At 35.7% G+C, this 23,243-nt stretch carries 23 protein-coding genes and 1 riboswitch; of the genes, 1 reads left to right on the top strand and 22 read right to left on the bottom strand.

The window, feature by feature from the left end:
* Positions 1–59: 59 nt before the first annotated feature.
* The 11 genes from ribE (SLH52_RS06340) to SLH52_RS06290 form a co-directional block, all read right to left on the bottom strand.
* On the bottom strand, positions 60–536 hold the full coding sequence (gene ribE, locus SLH52_RS06340; RefSeq protein ID WP_320208443.1) for a 6,7-dimethyl-8-ribityllumazine synthase: 477 nt from the start codon (positions 534–536) through the stop codon (positions 60–62).
* Positions 537–668: 132 nt separating this feature from the next.
* Positions 669–1,862: a bifunctional 3,4-dihydroxy-2-butanone-4-phosphate synthase/GTP cyclohydrolase II gene (locus tag SLH52_RS06335; RefSeq protein ID WP_320208442.1), complete on the bottom strand. Its 1,194-nt coding sequence runs from the start codon at positions 1,860–1,862 to the stop codon at positions 669–671.
* A gap of 142 nt (positions 1,863–2,004) precedes the next feature.
* The gene (ribE, locus tag SLH52_RS06330; RefSeq protein WP_320208441.1) at positions 2,005–2,664 is read right to left on the bottom strand and encodes a riboflavin synthase; all 660 of its coding nucleotides are present in this window, start codon (positions 2,662–2,664) and stop codon (positions 2,005–2,007) included.
* A 15-nt stretch (positions 2,665–2,679) separates the two neighbouring features.
* Positions 2,680–3,771, bottom strand: coding sequence for a bifunctional diaminohydroxyphosphoribosylaminopyrimidine deaminase/5-amino-6-(5-phosphoribosylamino)uracil reductase RibD (ribD, locus tag SLH52_RS06325; RefSeq protein WP_320208440.1), 1,092 nt, complete (start codon positions 3,769–3,771; stop codon positions 2,680–2,682).
* Positions 3,772–4,044: 273 nt separating this feature from the next.
* Positions 4,045–4,196, bottom strand: a riboswitch (FMN riboswitch).
* Between the two features lie 155 nt (positions 4,197–4,351).
* Positions 4,352–4,792 carry a peptidylprolyl isomerase gene (locus tag SLH52_RS06320; protein ID WP_320208439.1) on the bottom strand — a complete coding sequence of 147 codons (441 nt, stop codon included), beginning with the start codon at positions 4,790–4,792 and terminating at the stop codon, positions 4,352–4,354.
* Between the two features lie 675 nt (positions 4,793–5,467).
* Entirely contained in the window at positions 5,468–5,893 is a 426-nt protein-coding gene (locus tag SLH52_RS23335; protein ID WP_413785499.1) for a histone H1-like repetitive region-containing protein, read from the bottom strand.
* A gap of 118 nt (positions 5,894–6,011) precedes the next feature.
* Positions 6,012–7,331 carry a diaminopimelate decarboxylase gene (gene lysA, locus SLH52_RS06310; RefSeq protein WP_320208437.1) on the bottom strand — a complete coding sequence of 440 codons (1,320 nt, stop codon included), beginning with the start codon at positions 7,329–7,331 and terminating at the stop codon, positions 6,012–6,014.
* 207 nt (positions 7,332–7,538) lie between these two features.
* A complete protein-coding gene (locus SLH52_RS06305) occupies positions 7,539–9,014 on the bottom strand; it encodes a spore germination protein (RefSeq protein WP_320208436.1) in 1,476 nt (491 codons plus the stop codon).
* Positions 8,992–9,576, bottom strand: a complete 585-nt coding sequence (locus tag SLH52_RS06300; protein ID WP_320208435.1) for a stage V sporulation protein AE — start codon at positions 9,574–9,576, stop codon at positions 8,992–8,994. The genes SLH52_RS06305 and SLH52_RS06300 overlap by 23 nt, the downstream gene beginning before the upstream one ends.
* A gap of 217 nt (positions 9,577–9,793) precedes the next feature.
* Positions 9,794–10,219 (bottom strand): stage V sporulation protein AB, encoded by a 426-nt coding sequence (locus tag SLH52_RS06295; RefSeq protein WP_320208434.1) that lies wholly within the window; start codon positions 10,217–10,219, stop codon positions 9,794–9,796.
* Entirely contained in the window at positions 10,209–10,829 is a 621-nt protein-coding gene (locus SLH52_RS06290) for a stage V sporulation protein AA (RefSeq protein WP_320208433.1), read from the bottom strand. The genes SLH52_RS06295 and SLH52_RS06290 overlap by 11 nt, the downstream gene beginning before the upstream one ends.
* 214 nt (positions 10,830–11,043) lie before the next feature.
* On the opposite strand from SLH52_RS06290, the gene SLH52_RS06285 reads away from it, so the two are divergent.
* Positions 11,044–12,984, top strand: a complete 1,941-nt coding sequence (locus tag SLH52_RS06285; protein ID WP_320208432.1) for an AMP-binding protein — start codon at positions 11,044–11,046, stop codon at positions 12,982–12,984.
* A gap of 355 nt (positions 12,985–13,339) precedes the next feature.
* Here the strand turns inward: SLH52_RS06285 and sigF are convergent, their stop codons facing one another.
* The 11 genes from sigF to spoIIM all read right to left on the bottom strand — a co-directional run bounded on the left by sigF (position 13,340) and on the right by spoIIM (position 22,979).
* Positions 13,340–14,098, bottom strand: coding sequence for an RNA polymerase sporulation sigma factor SigF (gene sigF, locus SLH52_RS06280; protein ID WP_320208431.1), 759 nt, complete (start codon positions 14,096–14,098; stop codon positions 13,340–13,342).
* Between the two features lie 13 nt (positions 14,099–14,111).
* Positions 14,112–14,552, bottom strand: a complete 441-nt coding sequence (gene spoIIAB, locus SLH52_RS06275; RefSeq protein ID WP_320208430.1) for an anti-sigma F factor — start codon at positions 14,550–14,552, stop codon at positions 14,112–14,114.
* Entirely contained in the window at positions 14,552–14,902 is a 351-nt protein-coding gene (gene spoIIAA, locus SLH52_RS06270) for an anti-sigma F factor antagonist (protein WP_214480123.1), read from the bottom strand. The genes spoIIAB and spoIIAA overlap by 1 nt, the downstream gene beginning before the upstream one ends.
* 104 nt (positions 14,903–15,006) lie before the next feature.
* On the bottom strand, positions 15,007–16,185 hold the full coding sequence (locus SLH52_RS06265) for a D-alanyl-D-alanine carboxypeptidase family protein (protein WP_413785496.1): 1,179 nt from the start codon (positions 16,183–16,185) through the stop codon (positions 15,007–15,009).
* Positions 16,186–16,375: 190 nt separating this feature from the next.
* Positions 16,376–17,680, bottom strand: coding sequence for a pyrimidine-nucleoside phosphorylase (locus SLH52_RS06260; protein WP_320208429.1), 1,305 nt, complete (start codon positions 17,678–17,680; stop codon positions 16,376–16,378).
* A 179-nt stretch (positions 17,681–17,859) separates the two neighbouring features.
* Positions 17,860–18,681, bottom strand: a complete 822-nt coding sequence (locus SLH52_RS06255) for a purine-nucleoside phosphorylase (RefSeq protein WP_320208428.1) — start codon at positions 18,679–18,681, stop codon at positions 17,860–17,862.
* Positions 18,682–18,695: 14 nt separating this feature from the next.
* On the bottom strand, positions 18,696–19,880 hold the full coding sequence (deoB, locus tag SLH52_RS06250; RefSeq protein WP_320208427.1) for a phosphopentomutase: 1,185 nt from the start codon (positions 19,878–19,880) through the stop codon (positions 18,696–18,698).
* 406 nt (positions 19,881–20,286) lie between these two features.
* Positions 20,287–21,180, bottom strand: a complete 894-nt coding sequence (gene xerD, locus SLH52_RS06245; RefSeq protein ID WP_320208426.1) for a site-specific tyrosine recombinase XerD — start codon at positions 21,178–21,180, stop codon at positions 20,287–20,289.
* A 6-nt stretch (positions 21,181–21,186) separates the two neighbouring features.
* Entirely contained in the window at positions 21,187–21,411 is a 225-nt protein-coding gene (locus SLH52_RS06240) for a YqzK family protein (protein WP_320208425.1), read from the bottom strand.
* A gap of 364 nt (positions 21,412–21,775) precedes the next feature.
* Entirely contained in the window at positions 21,776–22,225 is a 450-nt protein-coding gene (locus tag SLH52_RS06235; protein ID WP_320208424.1) for a Fur family transcriptional regulator, read from the bottom strand.
* A gap of 109 nt (positions 22,226–22,334) precedes the next feature.
* Positions 22,335–22,979 (bottom strand): stage II sporulation protein M, encoded by a 645-nt coding sequence (spoIIM, locus tag SLH52_RS06230; RefSeq protein WP_320208423.1) that lies wholly within the window; start codon positions 22,977–22,979, stop codon positions 22,335–22,337.
* Positions 22,980–23,243: the final 264 nt, after the last annotated feature.

Here is a 23,243-nt window from a genome sequence, read left to right as displayed (position 1 = left end):
AAGAGAGTAAATATACATTCTAACAAACCATTATATACATTTTGTATAGGTTTTTAAACCTATTCGTCAAAGTTTTTAACAATTTCTCGAGATAAATTTGCAGATTCAATAGCAGACAATGCTGCTTCCCACCCTTTATTACCAGCTTTTGTTCCGGCTCTTTCGATTGCTTGTTCAATATTTTCTGTCGTAATCACACCAAATATAATCGGTAAACCTGTCGAAATTCCTGCAGCCGAAATTCCTTTTGCTACTTCATTACAAACATAATCATAATGAGTGGTCGCTCCCCTTATGACAGCCCCTAAAGTAATGACTGCATCATATTTATTCGTTTCAGCCATTTTTCTTGCGAATAGAGGGATTTCAAAGGCACCAGGTACCCACGCAACATCTATTTGTTCTTCATTTACGCCATGACGCTTAAGTCCATCAAGTGCCCCACCAAGAAGTTTACTTGTAATAAACTCATTAAACCTCGCAACAACTATACCTATTCTTAAGTTAGTTCCGATCAAATTCCCTTCATAAATCATAGAACATACCTCCCGTGTATTTATAACAATGTAGTTTTTTGATTATTTTTTCTTCTTTATAAAAATGAAAAGATATTATTTAATTAAAAAATTCTAATTTTTTGGTAACAACATTTACTTAATGGTCTTTCATTAAATATTTAGTAGATGTCCTAGCTTGTTATTTTTAGTTTTTAAATATGCCTCGTTTTGCTTTTTAGTCGGCATTTGGATAGGCACACGTTCAACCACTTCCAAGTCGTAGCCTTCTAGCCCCGCTATTTTTCGAGGATTATTAGTAAGTAATTTCATTTTACGTATTCCTAAATCCTTTAAAATTTGTGCACCAATTCCATACTCTCTTAGGTCTGGGGCAAAACCTAACTCTTCATTCGCCTCCACAGTATCATACCCTGCCTCTTGAAGCTTGTAGGCTCGAAGCTTATTAAGTAAACCGATGCCTCTTCCCTCTTGACGCATGTACAACAAAACACCATTACCTTCTTTTTCAATTTGTGTTAGTGCCGCATGTAACTGTGGACCGCAATCACAACGAAATGAGCCAAAAACATCACCTGTTAAACATTCGGAATGCACTCTAACGAGAGTTGGATGATCTGGAGAAATATTACCTTTCACTAATGCAATATGGTCTTTGCTATCGATTTCATTGGTGTATCCAATTGTTTTAAATTCACCAAATTCAGTTGGTAGTAGAACCTCTACCTCTCTATTAACTAACTTTTCTTTTTGATTACGATATTTAATTAAATCTTTAATTGTTATCATCTTTAAGTTGAATTGATCAGCAACAATAGCTAGGTCAGGTACGCGTGCCATTGAGCCATCTTCCTTTATTATTTCACATATAACAGCTGCAGAGGACGATCCAGCTAAATTAGCTAGGTCTACAGCTGCTTCAGTATGCCCTGCTCTCCTAAGCACACCGCCCTTTTTAGCGATAAGCGGGAAAATATGCCCAGGTCTTTTAAAATCACTCGCTTTAGAATGTTCATTTAAAAGCTGCTTAATTGTTTCCGCTCTTTCATAAGCACTTATCCCTGTAGTTGACGTTTTGTAATCTACACTTACAGTAAAAGCTGTTCCATGAGGATCAGTATTATTTATCACCATAGGATTTAATTGAATCCTTTCAGCAATTTCTTCTGATATGGGTGAACATACTAATCCACGTCCGTGTCTTATCATAAAGTTGATTGTATCAGGCGTTACGCTTTCTGCTAACGCAACAAAATCACCTTCATTTTCACGATCTTCATCATCACAGACTATGATTATTTTTCCATCAGCTAAATCCTTTATCGCATCTTCAATAGTATGGAACATGTTTGCACACCTTTCTATATGTAATGTTTATTTAGGAAATGAACCATTAATCGTGTTTCATCATAGAATAAGGCTGTTTAAAGAGATAGAGTCTAGCTATGCTAATTTCGGAGCAATAGCAACAAAACTTTGGAAAAGATCCCTAAATAAATCCATTTTCCGTTAATATAGATTTTGTTATCCTGCTGTGTTTAACTTTTTCCATAGAGTGTGTACCTCGTAAAAGAAAGTGCTCAATATACTTTCCAATAACGTCACATTCTATATTGACAATATCACCCACCTCCTTTTGACCTATAATCGTCTCAGAGAGCGTATGCGGAATAATTGATATAGTAAAAGATTTATCGACAACGTCAAATATCGTTAAGCTTGTCCCATCCACTGCGACAGACCCTTTGTGTAATATATATTTAGCTAATTTCTCATCTATCGCAATTACGTAATAGATTGCATTGCCCTTTCGAGTCTTACTAATTATTTCGCCTACTCCATCAACATGCCCTGATACAAAGTGTCCTCCAAACCTTCCATTCGCTAACATAGCTCGTTCTAAATTAACCGAAGATCCATTTTTTAATAATTTTAATGAAGTCGCTTTTATAGTTTCTGGCATAACGTCTACTGCAAAACCAAATTCATTAAATGAAGTAACGGTTAAACACACCCCATTCACCGCTATACTATCTCCTAACTGGATATCAGATAATATTTTTCTAGCATCAATCTGTAGTTCAATTGCATCAATTGAATGGGTTAATCGATTTACTTTTCCAACTTCCTCAACAATACCAGTAAACAAAGTCATCACCACTTTTTATTTATTCTTTGGAATAGCAATCAGTTTAATATCTTCTCCCAGCTGCTCAATTGACTTGATTTGTAGTTTCGGTACATCGTACAAACGATCAAATCCTTCTCCATTAAAAGAGGTAGGTGCACACTCACCTCCAATAAGCTTCGGAGCAATATATGTAATATATTGCTGAACAACATCAGCTTTTAAAAAGCTCGTATTTACTTTCCCTCCGCCTTCAACGAAAAGACTTGTTATCCCTTCACCTCCTAATACGCGTAATAAATCCTTAATATTAATACGTTTTTCCCTCATTTGAATGATTCGAACATTTTTTTGAGAAGTATAACAAGCTATCTCGTCATCAGAACAGTCCTCTCCTACAACAATCCATGTTGGTGCTAAGCCATCAGTAATCACTTTTGAGTCGAGAGGTGTTCGTAATTTTGTATCTAATATAATACGTATAGGATTATTCGTTTCATACGGAAGCCTTGCCGTTAATGAAGGATTATCAGCAACTACGGTGTTCACCCCAACAAGAATTGCATCATATCGATGACGATATTTATGCACATCTTGACGTGCTAACTCTCCAGTAATCCACTTGCTCTCGCCTGATTGTGTAGCAATTTTTCCATCCATGCTAATCGCAGTTTTTAACGTCACAAAAGGGGTGTTGTTTTTAATATAACGAAAGAATACCTTATTTAATTTCTTAGCTTCATCCTGCAGGACTCCAACATCAACTTTTAAACCAGCTTCTTCTAACTTTCTTATACCTCTACCTGCTACACTCGGATTTGGGTCTTCACAAGCAATTACTACTCGGCTAACACCACTACTGATCAATAAATCTACACACGGTGGTGTTTGACCAAAATGGCTACAAGGTTCTAAGGTCACATAAATCGTTCCATCTTTTGCTTTATTACCTGCCATGTTTATAGCATGTACTTCCGCATGTGCTTCACCAGCCTTTAAATGTGTCCCAAGACCAACAATTTGTCCTCTATTAACTACAACAGCTCCCACTACTGGGTTTGGACTTGTTTGACCAATGGTACTTTTAGCCATTTCTAGTGCAACTCTCATATAATCATGGTCATTCAAAATGGGATACCTCCAACAACGTAGGTTACAAGAAAATCTTATGGGGAAAATAGATGGGGAATTACCGAATATAGTCATAATTCGAAATATTACAAACATAACTCCATAGCAAATAAGCCATACGTTTTTCATAGCTCATAATATAAGTTTAACAAATAGACCCTAGGTATAATTACCTAGGGTCAGAGTTATCGATATATTTCGTGTGTTTATCCATCGTTCTAAAACAGGACAAAATTAGCATATGATTACAGCAAATCATATACTTCACGCCATATCCTTCTCCCATCCAGACTATACTGTCGGCTCTGGTTTTTCACCAGATCAGCCATATATAACCAATTATATATACAGCTCACGGGCTTAGAAACAACAATTGCTTCATCACCGCCGGTTGGGAATTTCACCCGACCCCGAAGGATTATCTTATTCAATTTTATAGTTTTACATATTATATCACACATTTTCTAGTTTGCATATTGAAACGTGTTTAGGCTATAAATAACCAATAGATCAATCCCCAAATCATGCTCATTATTAGTATAATAATAAACACAATCCATTTGTTACGTTTCATCTATTACTCCGCATCAAAAACTTCTACAGTTTTCATTACATCCCCATTTTTCATATTTAGAACAGTATCTAAGCCACTTGTAACTTGACCAAACACTGTATGAACGCCATCTAAATGAGGTTGAGCTTCATGAACGATAAAAAATTGACTTCCTCCTGTATCTCTTCCAGCATGAGCCATTGAAAATGCTCCTGGCACATGTTTGTGAGGATTGCCTTCAGTTTCACATTTAATCGTATAACCCGGACCACCTGTTCCAGTTCCTTGTGGACAACCACCTTGTGAAACAAATCCTGGGATTACCCGATGGAATGTAAGACTATTATAAAAGCCTTCATTAGCCAATTTTTCAAAATTATCAACTGTATTAGGAGCTTCATTAGGATAAAGCTCAAATTCAATCTTTTCTCCACTATTCATTATTATGTAACCTTTTTTACTCATAATCAAAGCACTCCTTCAAATGTAAAATCATTATCTATCTTATCACATTCGGCAAATGAAAAACAAAGGCTCTTTTCGTAAGGCTGCTTTTGTATTGATTGTTGCTTTTCGTTCTAAACAATAAACACGTACAAAACTAAAGTTCGTGGCATCTTTTCTTGTATACAATAATGACTAACAATATAAAACCATTTCTATGTTGCTAATTTGATCACATTAACAACAAAGTTTACGAAAAGAGCCTTTCATAAACTTTGTTGCAATTCCTATCAAAGGATATAGAAATAGTTTCAAATAATTGTTATAGGATCATATAAGATTAGATGTCACGATTTCTCTATGCGTTTAGAAGATTACTTATGATGATCAACAATGAATTGTTGAGAAACAAGCTAGGAAAAAAGCTCGACTATTTCTTAATGTTCTATATTTTTTGTGAATCCAAATTAATAAATTTATAAAGAATGTTCGTTGTTGTAGACACATACCTATACACTACCATTTAAGATACATATATTAAACCGAGACAAATATCTATACTAAGAGAAAGGATCGAGACATATGTACTTTAATGCTTTTCACCCACGATATAGATACCAACCTAGTGGAGGCCAATTGTCCTATCCCCCTATGGGTACAACTCAATACCAATGGCCACCTGGCATTGGTCAAGTATTAGATGATTGGATTACTGGTGGCGGTATGCCTGGTAGTGGTATGCCGGGCGGTGGTATGCCGGGCGGCGGTATGCCGGGCGGTGGTATGCCGGGCGGCGGTATGCCGGGTAGTGGTATGCCGGGTAGTGGTATGCCGGGTGGCGGTATGCCGGGTAGTGGTATGCCTGGTAGTGGTATGCCGGGCAGTGGTATGCCTGGTAGTGGTATGCCTGGTAGTGGTATGCCGGGCGGCGGTATGCCTGGTAGTGGTATGCCGGGCAGTGGTATGCCGGGTAGTGGTATGCCGGGCGGCGGTATGCCGGGCGGCGGTATGCCGGGCGGCGGTATGCCGGGCGGCGGTATGCCTGGTAGTGGTATGCCTGGTAGTGGTATGCCGGGCAGTGGTATGCCGGGCAGTGGTATGCCTGGTAGTGGTTGGCGATATACCTAGACGCTCTAATCCTATAGCAATACCTTACCTACAGATGAATAAATACTGATAACACCATAAAAAAGGAGGTATGTCAAAAAGTTTTTTGCCATACCTCTTCTTGTTGTTATTGCTATTTATTAACTCTCATTTTCATCGGAATGTCTAAATGAACTAGATCTTCATAGCTTTCCCTTTTAATAACTAATTGTGCTTCACCATTCTCTACAAAAACAACCGCCGGGCGAGGTAGACGATTGTAATTATTCGCCATGGAATACCCGTATGCACCTGTACAAAAAACTGCTAAATAATCTTCGTTTTGAATAGTTGGAAGATCAATATCCCAAATAAGCATATCTCCACTTTCACAACATTTCCCAGAAATAGATACGACTTCTTCATTTTCAGCTAATATTCTATTAGCTATAGCTGCTTCATATTTTGCTTGATATAATGCCGGACGAAGGTTATCACTCATACCACCATCAATTGCTACATAATTACGAACATTTGGCACAGTTTTTTGAGAGCCAATAGAGTAAATTGTAGTTCCAGCATCACCAACTAGAGATCTACCAGGCTCGATCCATATTTCTGGTACAGACATATTAAACTGTACAGCTAATTTTTTTACTTCTTTAACAATTTCTTTTACATATTGGTCAGCTGGAATAGGATCATCTTCGTCTGTGTACCTAATTCCAAAGCCACCGCCTAAATTTAACACTTGAGCAGTATAATCATACTCGTTATACCATTCATGTAATTTTTGAAATAACTTCTTAGCTGCTAGTAAAAAGCCAGTCGTTTCAAAAATTTGTGAACCTATATGACAATGCACACCTAACATCGTAAGCATATCTGATTGCGTTACTTGTTTTAGTGCCTCATCTGCTTGGCCGCTTAGTAAATCAAAACCAAATTTTGAATCCTCTTGCCCAGTTAAGATATAATCATGTGTATGTGCTTCAATTCCTGGAGTTACTCTCAAAAGTACGTTTATGTTCGTTGATTTGGCTTGACAAATTTCCTGTAACATCGCTAATTCATGAAAATTATCGATAACAATACACCCTATGTTATGTTGTACTGCCATTTCAAGCTCATGTATGCTTTTATTATTTCCATGAAAATGAATACGATCAACAGGAAATCCTGCTTGAAGAGCAGTATATAACTCTCCACCTGAAACAACATCTAATGATAACCCTTCTTCTTCCGCTAACTGTACCATAGCTATAGAAGAAAATGCTTTACTGGCGTATGCAACTTGACCTTCGACTTCTAAAGCTGTGAACGTATCTTTAAATGCTGATGCTCTTTTGCGTATTAAATCAACATCATAAATATACAGTGGGGTACCATACTGCTTAGCCAATTCAATTGAATCTACTCCACCAATTTCTAGATGCCCCTCATTATTAACTCGACTAGTACCGTGAAAAAACATTGCATTCCCTCATTTTCTCTACTTCATTCTAAAAATAATTAAAACTACATTATCACAAGTTCCACTAGCACGCAATAGATGATTACAAGAAAAGCATATGGACACAGAATAATCTAAACAAACAGTGGGTTTCTTATCACCAGATGGTGTTTATATTAATTGTATAACAGCAAACTTATCATCTTATTTTCATCAGTATCTTATACACTATTTTTGCTGTTTTATTCTATTTTGCGGATGCACAATACTTGGTCTAACACGTGAACCAGGGACAGATCTCCGAATTAAGATTTGTAGAAAAGCACCAGGATTAAACGGGATAAACGGCCATAAATAAGGTGTATTTAACGAACGCATTTGGATTAGAAATAATAAATAGACAGTCGAACCAATCAATAAACCAGGCAAATGAAATATTGCTACAACGACAATGAGCAGTAGTCTAGACAATTTATTTGCGATACTTAATTCATAGCTCGGGGTTACGAAAGACCCAATTGTTGCTATTGCAACATAAAAAATAACCTCTGGAACAAATAAGCCTACATCTATAGCAATTTGACCAATCAAAACCGCTGCAATTAGAGCCATAGCAGTTGATAGAGCAGTAGGCGTATGTATGGAAGCTAGCCTTAAGAATTCGATGCCTAGATCAGCGATAATGATTTGAATAATAATTGGTATGTTCGATTTTTCCTCAGGACCGATATAGGATATTTTTTCAGGAATTAACGATGGTTCAAGCACAAAAAGCAACCACAATGGTAATAAGAAAATAGATGCAGCAATCCCTAAAAAACGCACCCATCTGATGAACGTACCTATTGCTGGTGATTGGCGATATTCTTCTACGTGTTGAACATGATGGAAAAATGTCGTAGGAGTAATGATCACACTAGGTGAAGTATCTACCAATACAAGGACATGCCCTTCAAGTAAGTGAGTCGCTGCTATATCTGGCCTTTCTGTATAACGTACACGTGGATAAGGGTTAAATCCTTGTGCGACTAAAAACTCTTCTATTGTTTTATCTGCCATTGTTAATCCATCTATTTCGATCTCATTAATCTCTTTTTTAATAATTTCTATTAAGCTAGGTTGAGCAATGTCTTTAATATACGCAATACATATATCTGTTTTCGAACGTTCGCCCACTTGTATAACTTCAAAGCGAATCCGCTCATCACGTATACGTCTTCTTATTAATGCCGTATTTACTACCATCATCTCTACAAAGCCATCTCGTGCTCCTCGAACAACCTTTTCTGTATCAGGCTCTTCTGGGGTTCTGCCTGGATAACCTCTAACATCAACGATAAACCCACTTTTTTCGCCTTCAATGACAACAAAGATTAAGCCAGCTAACAATTGATCTACTGCTTCATCTAGATTGTCCACCTCTTTTACCTGTTGGTGAACAAGACGATTCTCGATGATTTGTTTTATTTTTGAGGATTGCCTTTCTCTATCATTAATTTCAATAAGCACAGTTAAGAGTTGCATAATCGTAGCCGTTTCACATATTGCCGCTACGAAATAAATATGGACATCCTTGTTTAATATTTTGATCTTTTTAACTCCTATATCATAGGTTGTTTCTAGTCCCAAATGTGTTTTAAAAAATTCCTCATTTTCTGATGGTGAAGCTGATATAGGAATTTTATTCTTTTTTGAAGTTGTCATAAAATCCACTCCTTTCTAAAATAAGGGCGACTGCTTTACGTGTAATAGGTGATCCATATTTAATATGATCTTGCATCGCCATTTTCCCTATATCTCCTATTCCCACAACGATTGGGACTTTCATGTGATCTAAACAATACACTGTGTCACCATTGATTCGTCCAACCTCCCCCTCTTTCACTCCATATTTATCTACTCCGAAATGTGTAAGTTCTCCTGTATTATCGATGCACACATCAACTTTCGTCCATTCAGTAAAGTTGGTCTTAGCAGCAACTGCGATAATTCCCAACACATTAATTTTTTTATGATTAACGACATATTGTAACGCCGTTTCCCCACTACCTTCACCAATGTATCCACTGTCATCAAACATGACAAAGACAGGGTCATGTTTAGCATGTAAAATATAATGAACAATTTCAGGACCAGATAACTTGGTTGGATTACCAAAGGACCTCGAAATACACCTACCACCAATTTCCGTTGCAATGTATTCTACTGTTCTCAAAGCGTATTCGTCTCCATCAGTAATGATGATTACATGACGACTCCCGTTCATCCAACTCTATCCTTTCGTCATCCATAGTAAAGATATGGCAATTTTATAAATTTAGTGTTTTTGCATGTGTTGGTGTTTTCCGTACTAAGAAATATACGCAAAAAAACTAGCAATCTTAGCACCTTTGCATTTTGAAATAATAGCATAGCGACTAATCATCACAATTTTCGAAAACACCCTAAAAATTAACCCATAACATAATTAAGACAATGCTCCCTTACCAGTAGTCAACAAAGTAAAGCCAATGAAATAATGAACCAACTACCTTTCCTAGTGCAATTGCCATTAATAAGACAACGATTTGATCAACTACCCCCACACGTTTTGCTAATATCGGTAGCACATTTAGTACTTCAGTAAGTGCTGCAGCTAAGAGCCCCACAAAAACACCATTTAATAAGCCAATTAGAATGATAAAAAAAATTGGTAGGAGAAACGTGTTGTCTTGAAGGCTAATCCAACCTCCCGTAACAGCACCTAATATCACACCCCATTCATACACTCGAACATACTTCTCTGTTTTAGAAAGCTGCATTAATCTTGGAATCACACCTAAAACTGTCAGGAATGCAACGAACCCTGATCCAACTGCAAGTCCAGCTGCAAAGCCAGTAAATATCATGATAAACATTTCATTCAACATCAGTTTTTTTCAAGCTCTCTTTGTTTTCATTTATAATGACATAATGATCTAAATCTAATTGATATTTAAACATTTCAACCTCTAGTGGACTTGGCTCTTCATTTATACGTTTTTTAAATAAATGATTAAAAAAGAGTATCATTCCCAGACCCAATCCAATTGAATAAGGAACTTGTAACAATAATGGTTTAAGCACTTTTTCCCCAGTTATAATTAGATATAGACGTTGATGAACTTTTTGCATACTAACGTCTTCATGAAAGTTCATAATAGCTATTGCTGCTCCAACAAACAACAACAGCCATATAAATAGAAAGAAGACAGGATGATATTTACGTTGGTTTAAATTCACCTCAATGATCGTTTGGGATGGACCGATAGTTTGCACTTCTATTTTTGGATAATGACATAAGATGATCTCGATTAATTGTGTCACATCAACAACAAGGATATTTTTATCACGCAAACGGATTCTATGAACATTAATTTCCCTGACCTTTTCTGCAAGCTGTTCATCAGCAATCACCTTTGCTATATCACCTACTGTAATGACTGAATTTAGTTTTGCCTGAACTTTATTGTACATACGAACATAAATTACCTGTGTCACAAACCTCACATCCTATAAATACATCTCCTACTTCAGCCAATAGCTTATAGTTATAGTATGTATTTCCACACAATGAGCAATTCTATTGAACAATGTTCACCATCAATTACCAACAAACTAGCAAAATGAATTTTGATAATTCTAAATAGAAGGTATATTCATCCACACAGAGAATATGTTAATGAATGCGCTTACAAGATGAGGAGGTTATGAAATGGGTAATCATCCAGTATGGATACCAAATGAAGAAAGCATCAAAAAAACAAACTTATATTTATGGATGAATAAACTTGGCTACAGCGATTATGATTCTTTTTATAAAGACTCGACTACAAACATTGAATGGTTTTGGCACGAAGCAGAAAAAGAAATGAATATTGAATGGTATCAGCCATATTCAAAAGTCCTTGATGTAACAAGAGGTGTTCAATGGCCAACATGGTATATTGAAGGAAAATTAAATGTAACCAACAATGCAATCGATAAATGGTTACACAATGATCATAGCGCAAAGAAAGAAGCAATCATATGGGAAGGAGAGGACGGTGTAGTTCAGAAAATAACATACAAACAATTAGGAAAGCAAGTCAACTCTTTCGCTGCTGGACTAAAGCAATTAGGAGTAAAAAAAGGTGACTGCATTACACTATATTTACCCATGCTTATTGAAACAGTTATTGCCATGTTGGCAATAAGTAAAATAGGTGCAATTTTCACCCCGGCATTTTCTGGATATGCAGCAAACGCTGTGGCAAAAAGGATTGCAGGTTGTGATGCAAAAATTATTATTACAGCTGATGGATTCCTTCGCAGAGGGAAAGTGATTCAAATGAAAGAAGAGGCAGATAAAGCTATTAAGCAAGCGGAATCAATTGAAAAAATGATCGTCGTGAATCGAATTGGAAGAGAAATCCCGTGGGATAAAGAAGTAGATTTACGATGGGAAGATGTAATAGATAACGATCAACATATTGATAACGAAGAAATGGATAGCTCTGACCCATTTATGCTCATATATTCCTCTGGAACAACTGGCCAACCAAAAGGAATCATACATACTCATAGTGGATTCCCATTAAAGGCCGCATTTGATGCACGGTTTGGAATGGATTTAAATGCTCACGAAAGAATGATGTGGGTTACAGACATGGGATGGATGATGGGACCTTTTTTAGTATTTGGCACACTGTTAAACAATAGTACAATGGTGTTGTATGAAGGTTCAACTGATTACCCAGAAGTAAATAGGTTATGGAAATTGGTAGAAAAGCACCAAGTTACACATTTAGGTATTTCACCAACTCTTATTCGTGTATTGATGAAGCAAGGAGAACAATGGCTGAATAATATTAAGCTAACATCTCTAAAAGTATTCGGTTCAACAGGAGAGCCTTGGAATGTAGAACCTTGGCTCTGGTTGTTCCATAAAGTCGGCAAAAGTAAAATCCCCATTATGAATTATTCAGGTGGCACAGAAATATCAGGAGGAATTCTAGGGAATATATTACTTAAACCGATCGCACCTGTTAGTTTTAATGCACCACTACCAGGAATGGCAGCAGACGTCTATAACCTTAAAGGAGAAACGGTTCGCTCAGAGGTAGGCGAATTAGTACTAACAAAACCTTGGGTCGGTATGGCGAATGGCTTTTGGAAAGAACCTGACAGATATATTGAATCATATTGGAATCGCTGGGAAAATATTTGGGTACATGGTGATTGGGTTAGTGTAGATGAAAATCATTTTTGGACAATTACTGGCCGATCTGATGATACGTTAAATATTGCTGGAAAAAGAGTTGGCCCTGCTGAGGTAGAGTCTATTTTAGTTGAACATCCTCAAGTGGTGGAAGCAGCAACTATTGGAGTTCCTAATAATATAAAAGGTGAGGTCGCTGTTTGCTTTGTTGTCCTAAAAGATAAGGTAAAAAACAAGGAAAAACTAATTTCTGAACTATATCTATTAGTTGAACGGAATCTTGGTAAATCTTTGAAGCCTCATGACATCTATACTGTCTCTGAGCTGCCAAAGACAAGAAACGCCAAAGTTATGCGGCGAGTCATCAAGTCTATTTATCTCGGTCAAGATCCAGGTGATCTCTCAGCATTAGAAAACCAATCTGCCATATCATCAATAAGCAATGTGAGTAGTTAGAAGGAAGAAAGGTTGGATGTTGTCATACTGACTCCCCGATAAGCGTTGGAACCTTTACATATGAGGTGTTTTTTATACCTTCGTATAAATTGATGAAGTAGCTAAAAGAGCTAGAGGCTGTCCGTAGCTGAAAAGACAAATAGCATTTCTAGTGTGAATACTTATTTAGCAAAGGCTCTTGTAGTAAACTTGGTAGTCATTTATACAAAATTACCACCTTAAAAAAGAAGGTTTTTGTAATTATAATCATACTATAGCAGAAAAGATGCCACTAAACTATTGTGGTGTCTGTGTTTATAAATTATTACGAAAAACAACAATAAAACCGAAAAAAACCTTAGCAAGAAAGGATGGGCTAACCGCCCATCCTTTCTTTCATTTGTTTTAATATCTTCTTTTCTAACCTTGATACTTGTACTTGAGAAATGCCTAATCTAGATGCTACTTCAGTTTGAGTTTGATCTTTATAATAACGTAAATAAACAATTAACCTTTCACGTTCATCTAACTCATGTATTGCTTCTTTTAGTGCAATTTTTTCAAACCATTTTGCCTCAGCATGATCTGCAATTTGATCAATCAAAGTGATTGGATCTCCATCATTTTCGTACACAGTTTCATGTATTGATGTAGGTGTACGACTAGCCTCTTGAGCCATAACAACTTCTTCTGGAGATATTGATAAAAACTCTGCAATTTCATTCACTGTTGGAGCCCTACCAAATTGCTTTGCAAGTTCATCCTTAGCTTTTCGAATTTTATTTCCAATCTCTTTTAAGGATCTACTTACCTTTACAGTTCCATCGTCACGAATAAATCGCTGAATCTCTCCAATAATCATCGGAACAGCATAGGTAGAAAACTTAACATCATAAGTTAAATCAAATTTATCAACTGATTTCAAGAGACCGATACATCCGATTTGAAATAAATCATCAGGCTCATAACCCCGATTTAAAAAACGTTGCACAACTGACCAAACTAGTCTCATGTTTTTCTCAATAATCAAATCACGAGCTTCTTGCTCTCCTTTTTGACTGCGTTTGATTAAGTCTTTAACTTCATGATCCTTTAAATATGTTTGACCTTTTTCTTTCTTGACCTCCACATCCATAGGCAAGTCTCCCTTAATTGCTTAAAGCTTTACTTTTTGATAAATGCTTCGTTAATTTAACAACCGTACCACTTGAAATGGTAGAATCAATCGTTACTTCATCCATGAAGTTCTCCATAATGGTAAATCCCATTCCTGATCGTTCTAACTCAGGTTTAGTTGTAAAAAGGGGTTGTCTAGCTTCTTCAATATCTATAATACCTTTCCCTTCATCACGAATGGTTATATGAACAAAGCCATCCTCAAGTATTACAGATATGTACACTACGCCATTTGGATCATTTTCATAACCATGAATGATCGAATTTGTTACAGCCTCAGAAACAACAGTTTTTATTTCAGTTAACTCATCCAAAGTTGGATCTAGTTGAGCAATAAATGAAGCAACTGTGACTCTGGCAAATGATTCATTTTGACTGAGCGCAGAGAATTGGAGGTTCATGACATTTTTCATTATGCCACCCCCAACGTTTGGAGTGCATATTGTTCATTCATTTCTAAACGTACTATTTTGAATAGTCCAGACATATCAAACAATCTTTTTACAGGTTGAGAAATATTACATACTACCATTTCCCCACCTAAATTCTTAATTTGTTTGTAACGACCTAAGATAACCCCTAATCCCGAGCTGTCCATAAAGGTAAGTTGTTCTAAATTTAAGACGATGTGATGAATATTTTTACTACTAATCGCTTTATTCACTTGTTCTCTCAGCTCTTCAGCTGTATGATGATCGAGTTCCCCATGTAGACGAATAAGTAAAACGTCCTTCATTACTTCAAGAGTAATAGATAGACTCACTATGTTATCCTCCTTTATGTTTTCTACTTTTACTTAGTGAGTCATTTCGCTATATTCACCTGATAATCCTTCATCATGACAAAACTAGTGCAGATTCGGCAAAACTATTGTGTTTTAGTCATCATTTCAACAGATCGCTTCATCAGTTGCCATAAATTAGCAGCCTTAACGTCTTCGCTAGCAATTAGGTCACTTTTTATAAGAACTTCATTATCCTTTTTCAAAATTATAGTTCCAAGCTGATCACCTTTTTTTACTGGTGCAATAATTTTGTCTTTTAATATGACTTCTTCAGTAACGTTATCTTGCGATTCTCCTTTTTTCATAAGAAGTGAAATGGGCTCTGTTGTCACTACATCAACTTCTTCTTTCATCCCTTTATTTATCTTTGCTGTCGATACTAATTCATTACGTTTATATTTAGGCATCGTTTCATAATGCGCAAATGCGTAGTCTAACATTTTAGATACTTGGGCATTTCTAGACTTTGATGTTGGAGCTCCAAAGACTACTGCTATCACCCTCATATCATTTTTTTTCGCTGTAGCTGTTAAGCAATACTTTGCTTCACTTGTATAACCTGTCTTCACACCATCTACGCCCTCATAAAACTTAACAAGTTTATTTGTGTTAACTAACCAAAATTTTTTATCAGTGTTTTCCCTTAAATAGTCATCATATTTCCCTGTATATTTTGTTATTTCTTCATATTTCAATAATTCTTTCGCAATGATCGCCATATCATAAGATGTACTAAAATGTTCATTAGCAGGTAAACCCGTTGAATTTTGGAATACTGTATTTTCCAGCTTTAACTGTTTCGCTTTATTATTCATCATGGCTACAAATGCCTCTTCAGACCCTGCAATACGTTCAGCCATTGCAACTGATGCATCATTCCCTGAACCGATTGCAATCCCTTTTAGCATCTCTTGGACAGTCATCTCTTCTCCCGGAGAAAGAAAAATTTGTGATCCTCCCATTGAAGCCGCATATTCACTAGTTCGAATTTTTTCATCTAATGTAACTGTTCCCTTATCTATCGCTTCCATAATGAGTAACATAGTCATAATTTTAGTCATACTTGCAGGTGGTAGTCTTTCATGTGCATTTTTTTCATATAGTATATTACCTGTGTCTCTTTCAATTAAAATACCTGATTTAGCATCTTCAACTAACTGTACTGTTGTTTCTTCTGCTGAAGCATATGAAGATATCGACAGCATAAATAAAATTACTGTTGTCATAGAGCAAAAAATTTTAGACAAAGTCAAGCCCTCCATTCTTATCTAGTTTTTACGCCATTATTTCGATATTAAGAGAATTTTAATGGTAGAATATTTTTATATTGAAATATTATACAATACATATCATTTTTTCCATGTACTATTTTTTTATACATTAGAATGTTTTTTAATCAATAAAATCACACAAAAAAATAACCACCCTTAGGGTGGTTATTTAATGTACATCTTAAGCAATAACATGATGGATGTATGTTGTCTTTTTAGGAACTTGTTCTTGTATAACCGTGTACGCAGATAATAATGTATTTTCTGCTTCTGTTACGTCTTGTATGTTGCTGTGGAATACACACAATGTGTCACCTTCGTTAATTTGATCTCCTACTTTTTTCTTTAACGAAATGCCAGCGGAATGATCAATTACATCGTCTTTTTTCTTTCTACCTGCTCCAAGCATCATTGCTGAAACTCCAACAAGTTCTGCGTTGATTTCACTTACATACCCACTTGAGGTAGCCTTAATTTCTTTGTGATATTTCGCTTGTGGCAATTTAGATGTATCATCAACAACTGCCGAATTTCCTCCTTGAGATTCGATAAATCGTTTAAGAGTTTCAATTGCTTTGCCTGAACTTATCACTTCTTCCAAACTTTTAAACGCTTCCTCAAAATCTCCATAAATTCCACCTAATACTGTCATATGCGAAGATATCGTTAAAGCGATTTCTCTTAGATCATCCACTCTACTACCTTGTAGTACTTCGATAGCCTCCCTAATCTCGTTTGCATTACCTACTTCGTAACCGAGCGGTTGGTTCATATCACTAATAACAGCAACTGTTTTTCTGCCTGTATTCTTACCGATATCAACCATTGTTTGAGCTAACGATATAGCATCTTCAGTTGACTTCATAAACGCACCAGAGCCTGTCTTTACATCAAGAACGATACTTTCAGCACCAGAGGCAATTTTCTTACTCATCACTGAGCTTGCAATCATTGGAATACTATCTACAGTTGCAGTCACATCTCTTAGCGCATACAATTTTTTATCAACTGGCGCTAGGTTGGCACTTTGACCTACAATAGCTATCTTATTATTATTTACATTTTCGATAAATTGTTCACTAGTTAACTCTATTTGGAAGCCTTCAATGGATTCTAGTTTGTCAAGAGTTCCACCTGTATGCCCCAGTCCTCTTCCAGACATTTTTGCTACAGGAACACCTACAGCCGCTACTAGAGGAGCAACTATTAAACTAATTTTATCACCAACCCCTCCTGTAGAATGCTTGTCCACCTTTACTCCATCAATTGCAGATAAATCGACCACATCACCAGAATTAACCATCGCCATTGTTAGATCTGAAATTTCTTGTTCGTTCATACCTTTAAAGTATATTGCCATACAAAGAGAAGAGATTTGGTAATCAGGAATGTCACCGTTTCCATAACCTTCAACAATAAATTTAATTTCTTCTGTTGTTAATACTTCACCATGTTTTTTCTTTTGAATCAAGTCCACCATTCTCATAATCAAACATCTCCGTTCTCCAATAGGTGTTGTTATTTTTCATTTATCAAGCTGCACTTAATGTGTCATAAACCCTACAGTAGTTGTCAGATTCACTTCTATAGGGTTTTTCCACACATTTACACGTTGTTATATAAGATTATTCAAAAGGCTAATGATGTAATAAGTTCTCTGTTCACTTAATTAGACATTTCTTTCACGATCGTTTTAACAAAGGCTAGAAAGTTCGCTTTTACCATTTCAGTTGTTTCAATTACTTCATCATGTGTTAAAGGCTGATCTAATATTCCTGACGCCATATTGGATATACATGAGATTCCGATTACATCCATACCTGAATGACGTGCAACGATTACTTCAGGAACTGTGGACATTCCTACTGCATCTCCTCCAAGAGTTCTGAACATCCGTATCTCTGCAGGTGTTTCATAAGAAGGTCCTGTAGCACCTACATAAACACCTTCTTGAATTTTGATAGAAAGTTTATTTGCAATATCTTTTGCTAGTTGCTGTAATTGTTTATTATAAGGTTCAGACATATCAGGGAACCTTACTCCTAACTCTGCATCATTTGGGCCAATTAAAGGATTTGTTCCCATGAAATTAATATGATCAGTGATGAGCATTAAATCTCCTGGCTTAAATGATTCGTTTACACCACCAGCGGCATTTGTTACTATCATCTTTTTTATACCGAGTTGGTTTAAAACTCTAATTGGAAAAGTCACTTTATCAAAGGAATAGCCCTCGTAAAAGTGAAACCTCCCTTGCATTGCTACAACTGTTTTCCCTTGCAATTGTCCATAAACTAATTGCCCGGCATGACCTTCTACAGTTGAAACAGGAAATTCAGGTATCTCTTCATATGGGATTTTCACAGCTGATTCAATTTCATCAGCTAATACACCTAGTCCCGAACCTAACACAAGACCTATTTCAGGGGTTGTAGGAAATTTTTCCTTTAAATAGTTAGTCGCTTTGTTAATAGCTTCCAAATTCATTCAAGTCTCCTCCTCTATTTCATTTCTGATAAAAAGCTTTTCCCGTATTTTGGCATATTAATATCGAAATTATGAGCAATTGTTGCACCAATATCTGCAAACGTCTCTCTTATTGATAATTGATTTCCTTCTTTCATACTTGGACTATAGGCTAATAAAGGTACATATTCTCTCGTATGGTCAGTACCATGATGTATCGGATCATTCCCATGGTCTGCAGTAATAATAAGTAAATCATCTTCTTTAAGATTCTCTAATACTTTAGGGAGTCTAGCGTCAAATTCTTCCAACGCATCACCATAACCTTGTGGATCTCGGCGATGCCCAAATAATGCATCAAAATCAACTAAATTCACGAAGCTGATTCCGGTAAAATCCATCTTTAACGAATCAACTAACTTATCCATTCCATCCATATTTGACTTCGTTCTTAGTGATTTTGTTACCCCTTCGCCATCATAAATGTCAGAAATTTTTCCAATTGCAATGACATCAAAGTTATTATCCTTTAATTCATTCATTACCGTTCTACCGAAAGGCTTTAACGCATAATCATGACGATTAGCAGTTCTTTCGAAATTTCCTGGTTCACCAATAAACGGACGAGCGATAACACGACCTACCATATATTTTTCATCGAGCGTTAGTTCACGAGCAATTTTACATATTTTATATTGTTCCTCGATTGGAATGATCTCTTCATGCGCAGCGATTTGTAACACAGAATCTGCTGATGTATAAACGATTAAAGCACCCGTTTCCATGTGCTCTTGCCCTAATTCATCTAAAATACCTGTACCACTTGCAGGTTTATTACCAATTACTTTACGTCCCGTTCTACTCTCTAGCTCATCTATAAGCTCTTTTGGAAACCCATCAGGAAATACTTGGAATGGAGTTTCGATATTCAAGCCCATTATTTCCCAATGTCCAGTCATTGTATCTTTTCCATTTGATGACTCTTGCATTTTCGTATAGTAAGCTAAAGGTGACTTTGCTTTGTCAATTCCTTTTATAACCTCGATATTACTTAACCCTAACTTTGCCATATGAGGCATATTTAAGCCTCCGCGATGCTCTGCAATATGTCCTAAAGTATTAGCACCTTTATCTCCAAATTTCTCTGCATCTGGAGCTTCACCAATTCCAACTGAATCCATTACAACTAAAAAAATTCGCTTATATGAATGCGCTGACATAAAATAACCTCCTAAATCTATCTTTTTCAATAAAAGATATCATTCCCATTAACGTTCATATTAACCAATAAAAACCTTTAACAAGCAACACTTGTCTGAGGTCTGACAACCCTAGTATAAGCCTTTTCATACTCATATTGCAAACAATAAAAAATGAACATTTCATGAATAAAATAATAATAGGAAAACAACCAATTATCCAACAAGTTCTGAAGTACTTGATCTAACGTATTACAGGAAAAAGAAAAAAGCCACCATAAAGTCTTTTCTCTTTATAGCGGCTTTGCTGTATTGTGTAGCTATGTCTTCTAGCCTCTCGAGTTGAAGGCATGTTCTATCCCTCAAAGTCTACTTTTGAATGGGCTCCTGTATAAAATAGCTAGTTGAGACACTTCTTCTCTTCTGTTTATGCTCTTGGATGATACATATTATAAACATCTTTTAATCTTGCTTTCGTTACATGTGTATATATTTGTGTAGTTGAGATATCTGCATGACCTAACATTTCTTGCACTGCACGTAAGTCAGCACCGTTCTCAAGTAAATGTGTTGCAAACGAATGGCGTAATGTATGAGGAGTTAATTCTTTTTCTATATTTGCTTTCTTAGCTAAATTTTTAAGAATCTTCCAAAATCCCTGGCGTGTTAAGCGATTTCCATGATGATTTAAGAAAAGTGATTCTGTTGTTCTCTTCTTATTTGCTAATTCTCCTCTACCTTGATTAATATAGTTATGTATCGCATCTGTAGCTAATTTTCCTAAAGGAATAATCCTTTCTTTATTTCCTTTTCCAATACAGCGAATAAAGCCCATCGTTAAATGAACATCAGACATGTTAAGTTGAATAAGCTCACTTACTCTTATACCCGTAGCATATAGTAATTCGAGCATTGCTTTATCCCTTAATCCAAATGAAGTAGTTATGCTTGGAATAGCCAATAATGCTTCAATCTCACCAGCAGTGAGCACTTTCGGTAGTTTTCTCTCAGTTTGAGGTGATTCAATATGAACTGAGGGGTCATGGTTTGCAATTTTTTCACGAAGACAAAATTGATGATATGATCTGACAGATGCAACATGTCGAGCAAGTGTTTTCGGAGACTTCCCTTGGTTCTTCAATTGGCCTAAAAAGTGAATGATGTGAACCCTAGTAATATCATCACAGTTCGATACTCGTTCCACTTTTGCTAAATATTTGTGATATTCCTTAAGATCACGTTCATAAGACTTAATTGTATTTTCAGCTAACCCCCGCTCAACTACTAAATAATGTATAAAGTCTTTTAAATGATCTTCCACATTCTTCTACTCCCCATTAAGATAAAAGAACTTTAATCGTTCTAACCAGCTTTCATCTTTATTTTCTATCATTTTCACTACTTTGACCGCATTCCCTTCTGGTTGATCATAGCGGTGATATTCTTGGTATTCTTGATTTATCCACAATATACAAAAATAAAATAATATTGTACAGCCTGTAAAAAGAATAAATACTTTTAAAATATCATAAAAAACCGTAAACCATTTCATCGTTTATCCTCCATTACAATCTTCATATTAGAAGATATGACAAAAAGGACAAACTTTATACGTAAAAGCACTAAATATTTCATTAGTAAGTTCATTTTTAATCGCTTAATAAAAAAGTAGCGGAACGATATATAGCTTTCTATTGTATAATCAAAGGGTCAAATCAAACAGTCTCTATAAATTGTCTTAAGATATACAGAGTGTTTGGTTAGACCCTTTAGTCATTTTATTATTTAGACTTTTTAAAGCTTGTTTTACAAAATTTAAAATCATTGTTCACAGTTCCCCATTGTGCAATAGACCATGTAACCATTTTATGTCGTTAAATTATATAAATGAATTTCCCCTAAGTAGTAATAGTAAATTACTCACTAGCCTTGTTTTGACATTTTCTGCATATGCCATGAAAAGTCAGTCTATGATCCATAATTTTAAAATTCCAGTCAGCTTCAACTATTTTCTCAACATCCTCTAAAAGATCTTCTTCTATTTCTTCTACAGATCCACATTCCATACAAACTAGATGATGATGAAAATGAGCTGCCCCTTCCTTACGAAGATCGTAGCGTGACACACCATCACCAAAGTTAATTTTATCAACTATTTTAAGTTCAGTTAGTAATTCTAATGTACGATAAACAGTAGCTAAACCAATTTCGGGGGACTTCTCCTTAACGAGGAGGTATACATCTTCAGCACTTAAATGATCCTCTTCATTCTCAAGTAGCACCCGGACAGTCGCCTCTCTCTGAGGGGTTAGTTTATAGCTTGAGGAGTGCAATTGTTTTTTTATCCGTTCTATCCGATTTTCCATTAATATTCCCTCCCTCGCCGTTCATTACATAATTATAGCAAAGATATGGGAACTGTCAAAATAAAATGATTATAAATAAATAATTTAAGCCTATATTATTTAATAATTATTATTTTGTAATAACCTCTAATACACTTTTCATTAAAACTGGAGAAATAAACGCCTCAAATGCTGAAGCTACTAATAATACTATCATTATAACTACCATAACAAGAGAGTACCGCATAAATAGCGGAAAAATTTGCTGATTAAATCTTTTATTAAATTGCTGTCGGATCATTTTCAAAGAAAATGTGACTGCAAGCGTGCTTATAATAATAAATGACGGAATTACTAACAAATTTTGCGGGAAAATTGATATGAAGGACAACAGTAACCCTTTAGCCTCCATTTGATTTACTAGGAACCCAACAGTAAAACTCACAACAACTCCTTTTAAAAAAAGTAACACGAGTATAAGCGGCAACCCAATAATTGACACACCTAGTAACCATATTAACCCTATATATTTTATATTTTGAAAGTAACTTTCAACAAACTTATCTTTTGAGGATGCAAATTTACCTTCGGAAACTTGTTCGAAGAATCTACTTAAATAGTAGAAAAGATCTTGTTTTTGACTAAAGCTCAGACTGTTAACAACGATCGAGCCAAAAATAACTCCCATAAAAAAGAGCACAGTAATAAATAAATAGATTGACGAATGCTCTTGAATGTGTAATTGTAATATTTTCTGATACGATTGTTTTTTCATCATTCTCCTCCTTGACGGAACAGTATTAATAGATTGTATGATTTTAATTTAAAACTATGACAAACTATTAACTAGAAAAGAATGATAGTATAAGATTAACTAATAATATTCCAACTATTTATTTTCAATGCTTTAAATAATAGTACGGTCATTTTTGTAAATTAAGTGATATGTTCCATACTGCATGGGGTTCACTAAAAAGAGGCTGGGACATAACTAGCTAAAAAAATAAAGAGAGGTGAATTTGAGCTTACTAAAATTCAC

The sequence above is a fragment of the Cytobacillus sp. IB215665 genome, assembly GCF_033963835.1.
GTDB lineage: Bacteria > Bacillota > Bacilli > Bacillales > SM2101 > Nanhaiella.
This window is presented reverse-complemented; position numbering and strand designations above follow the sequence as displayed.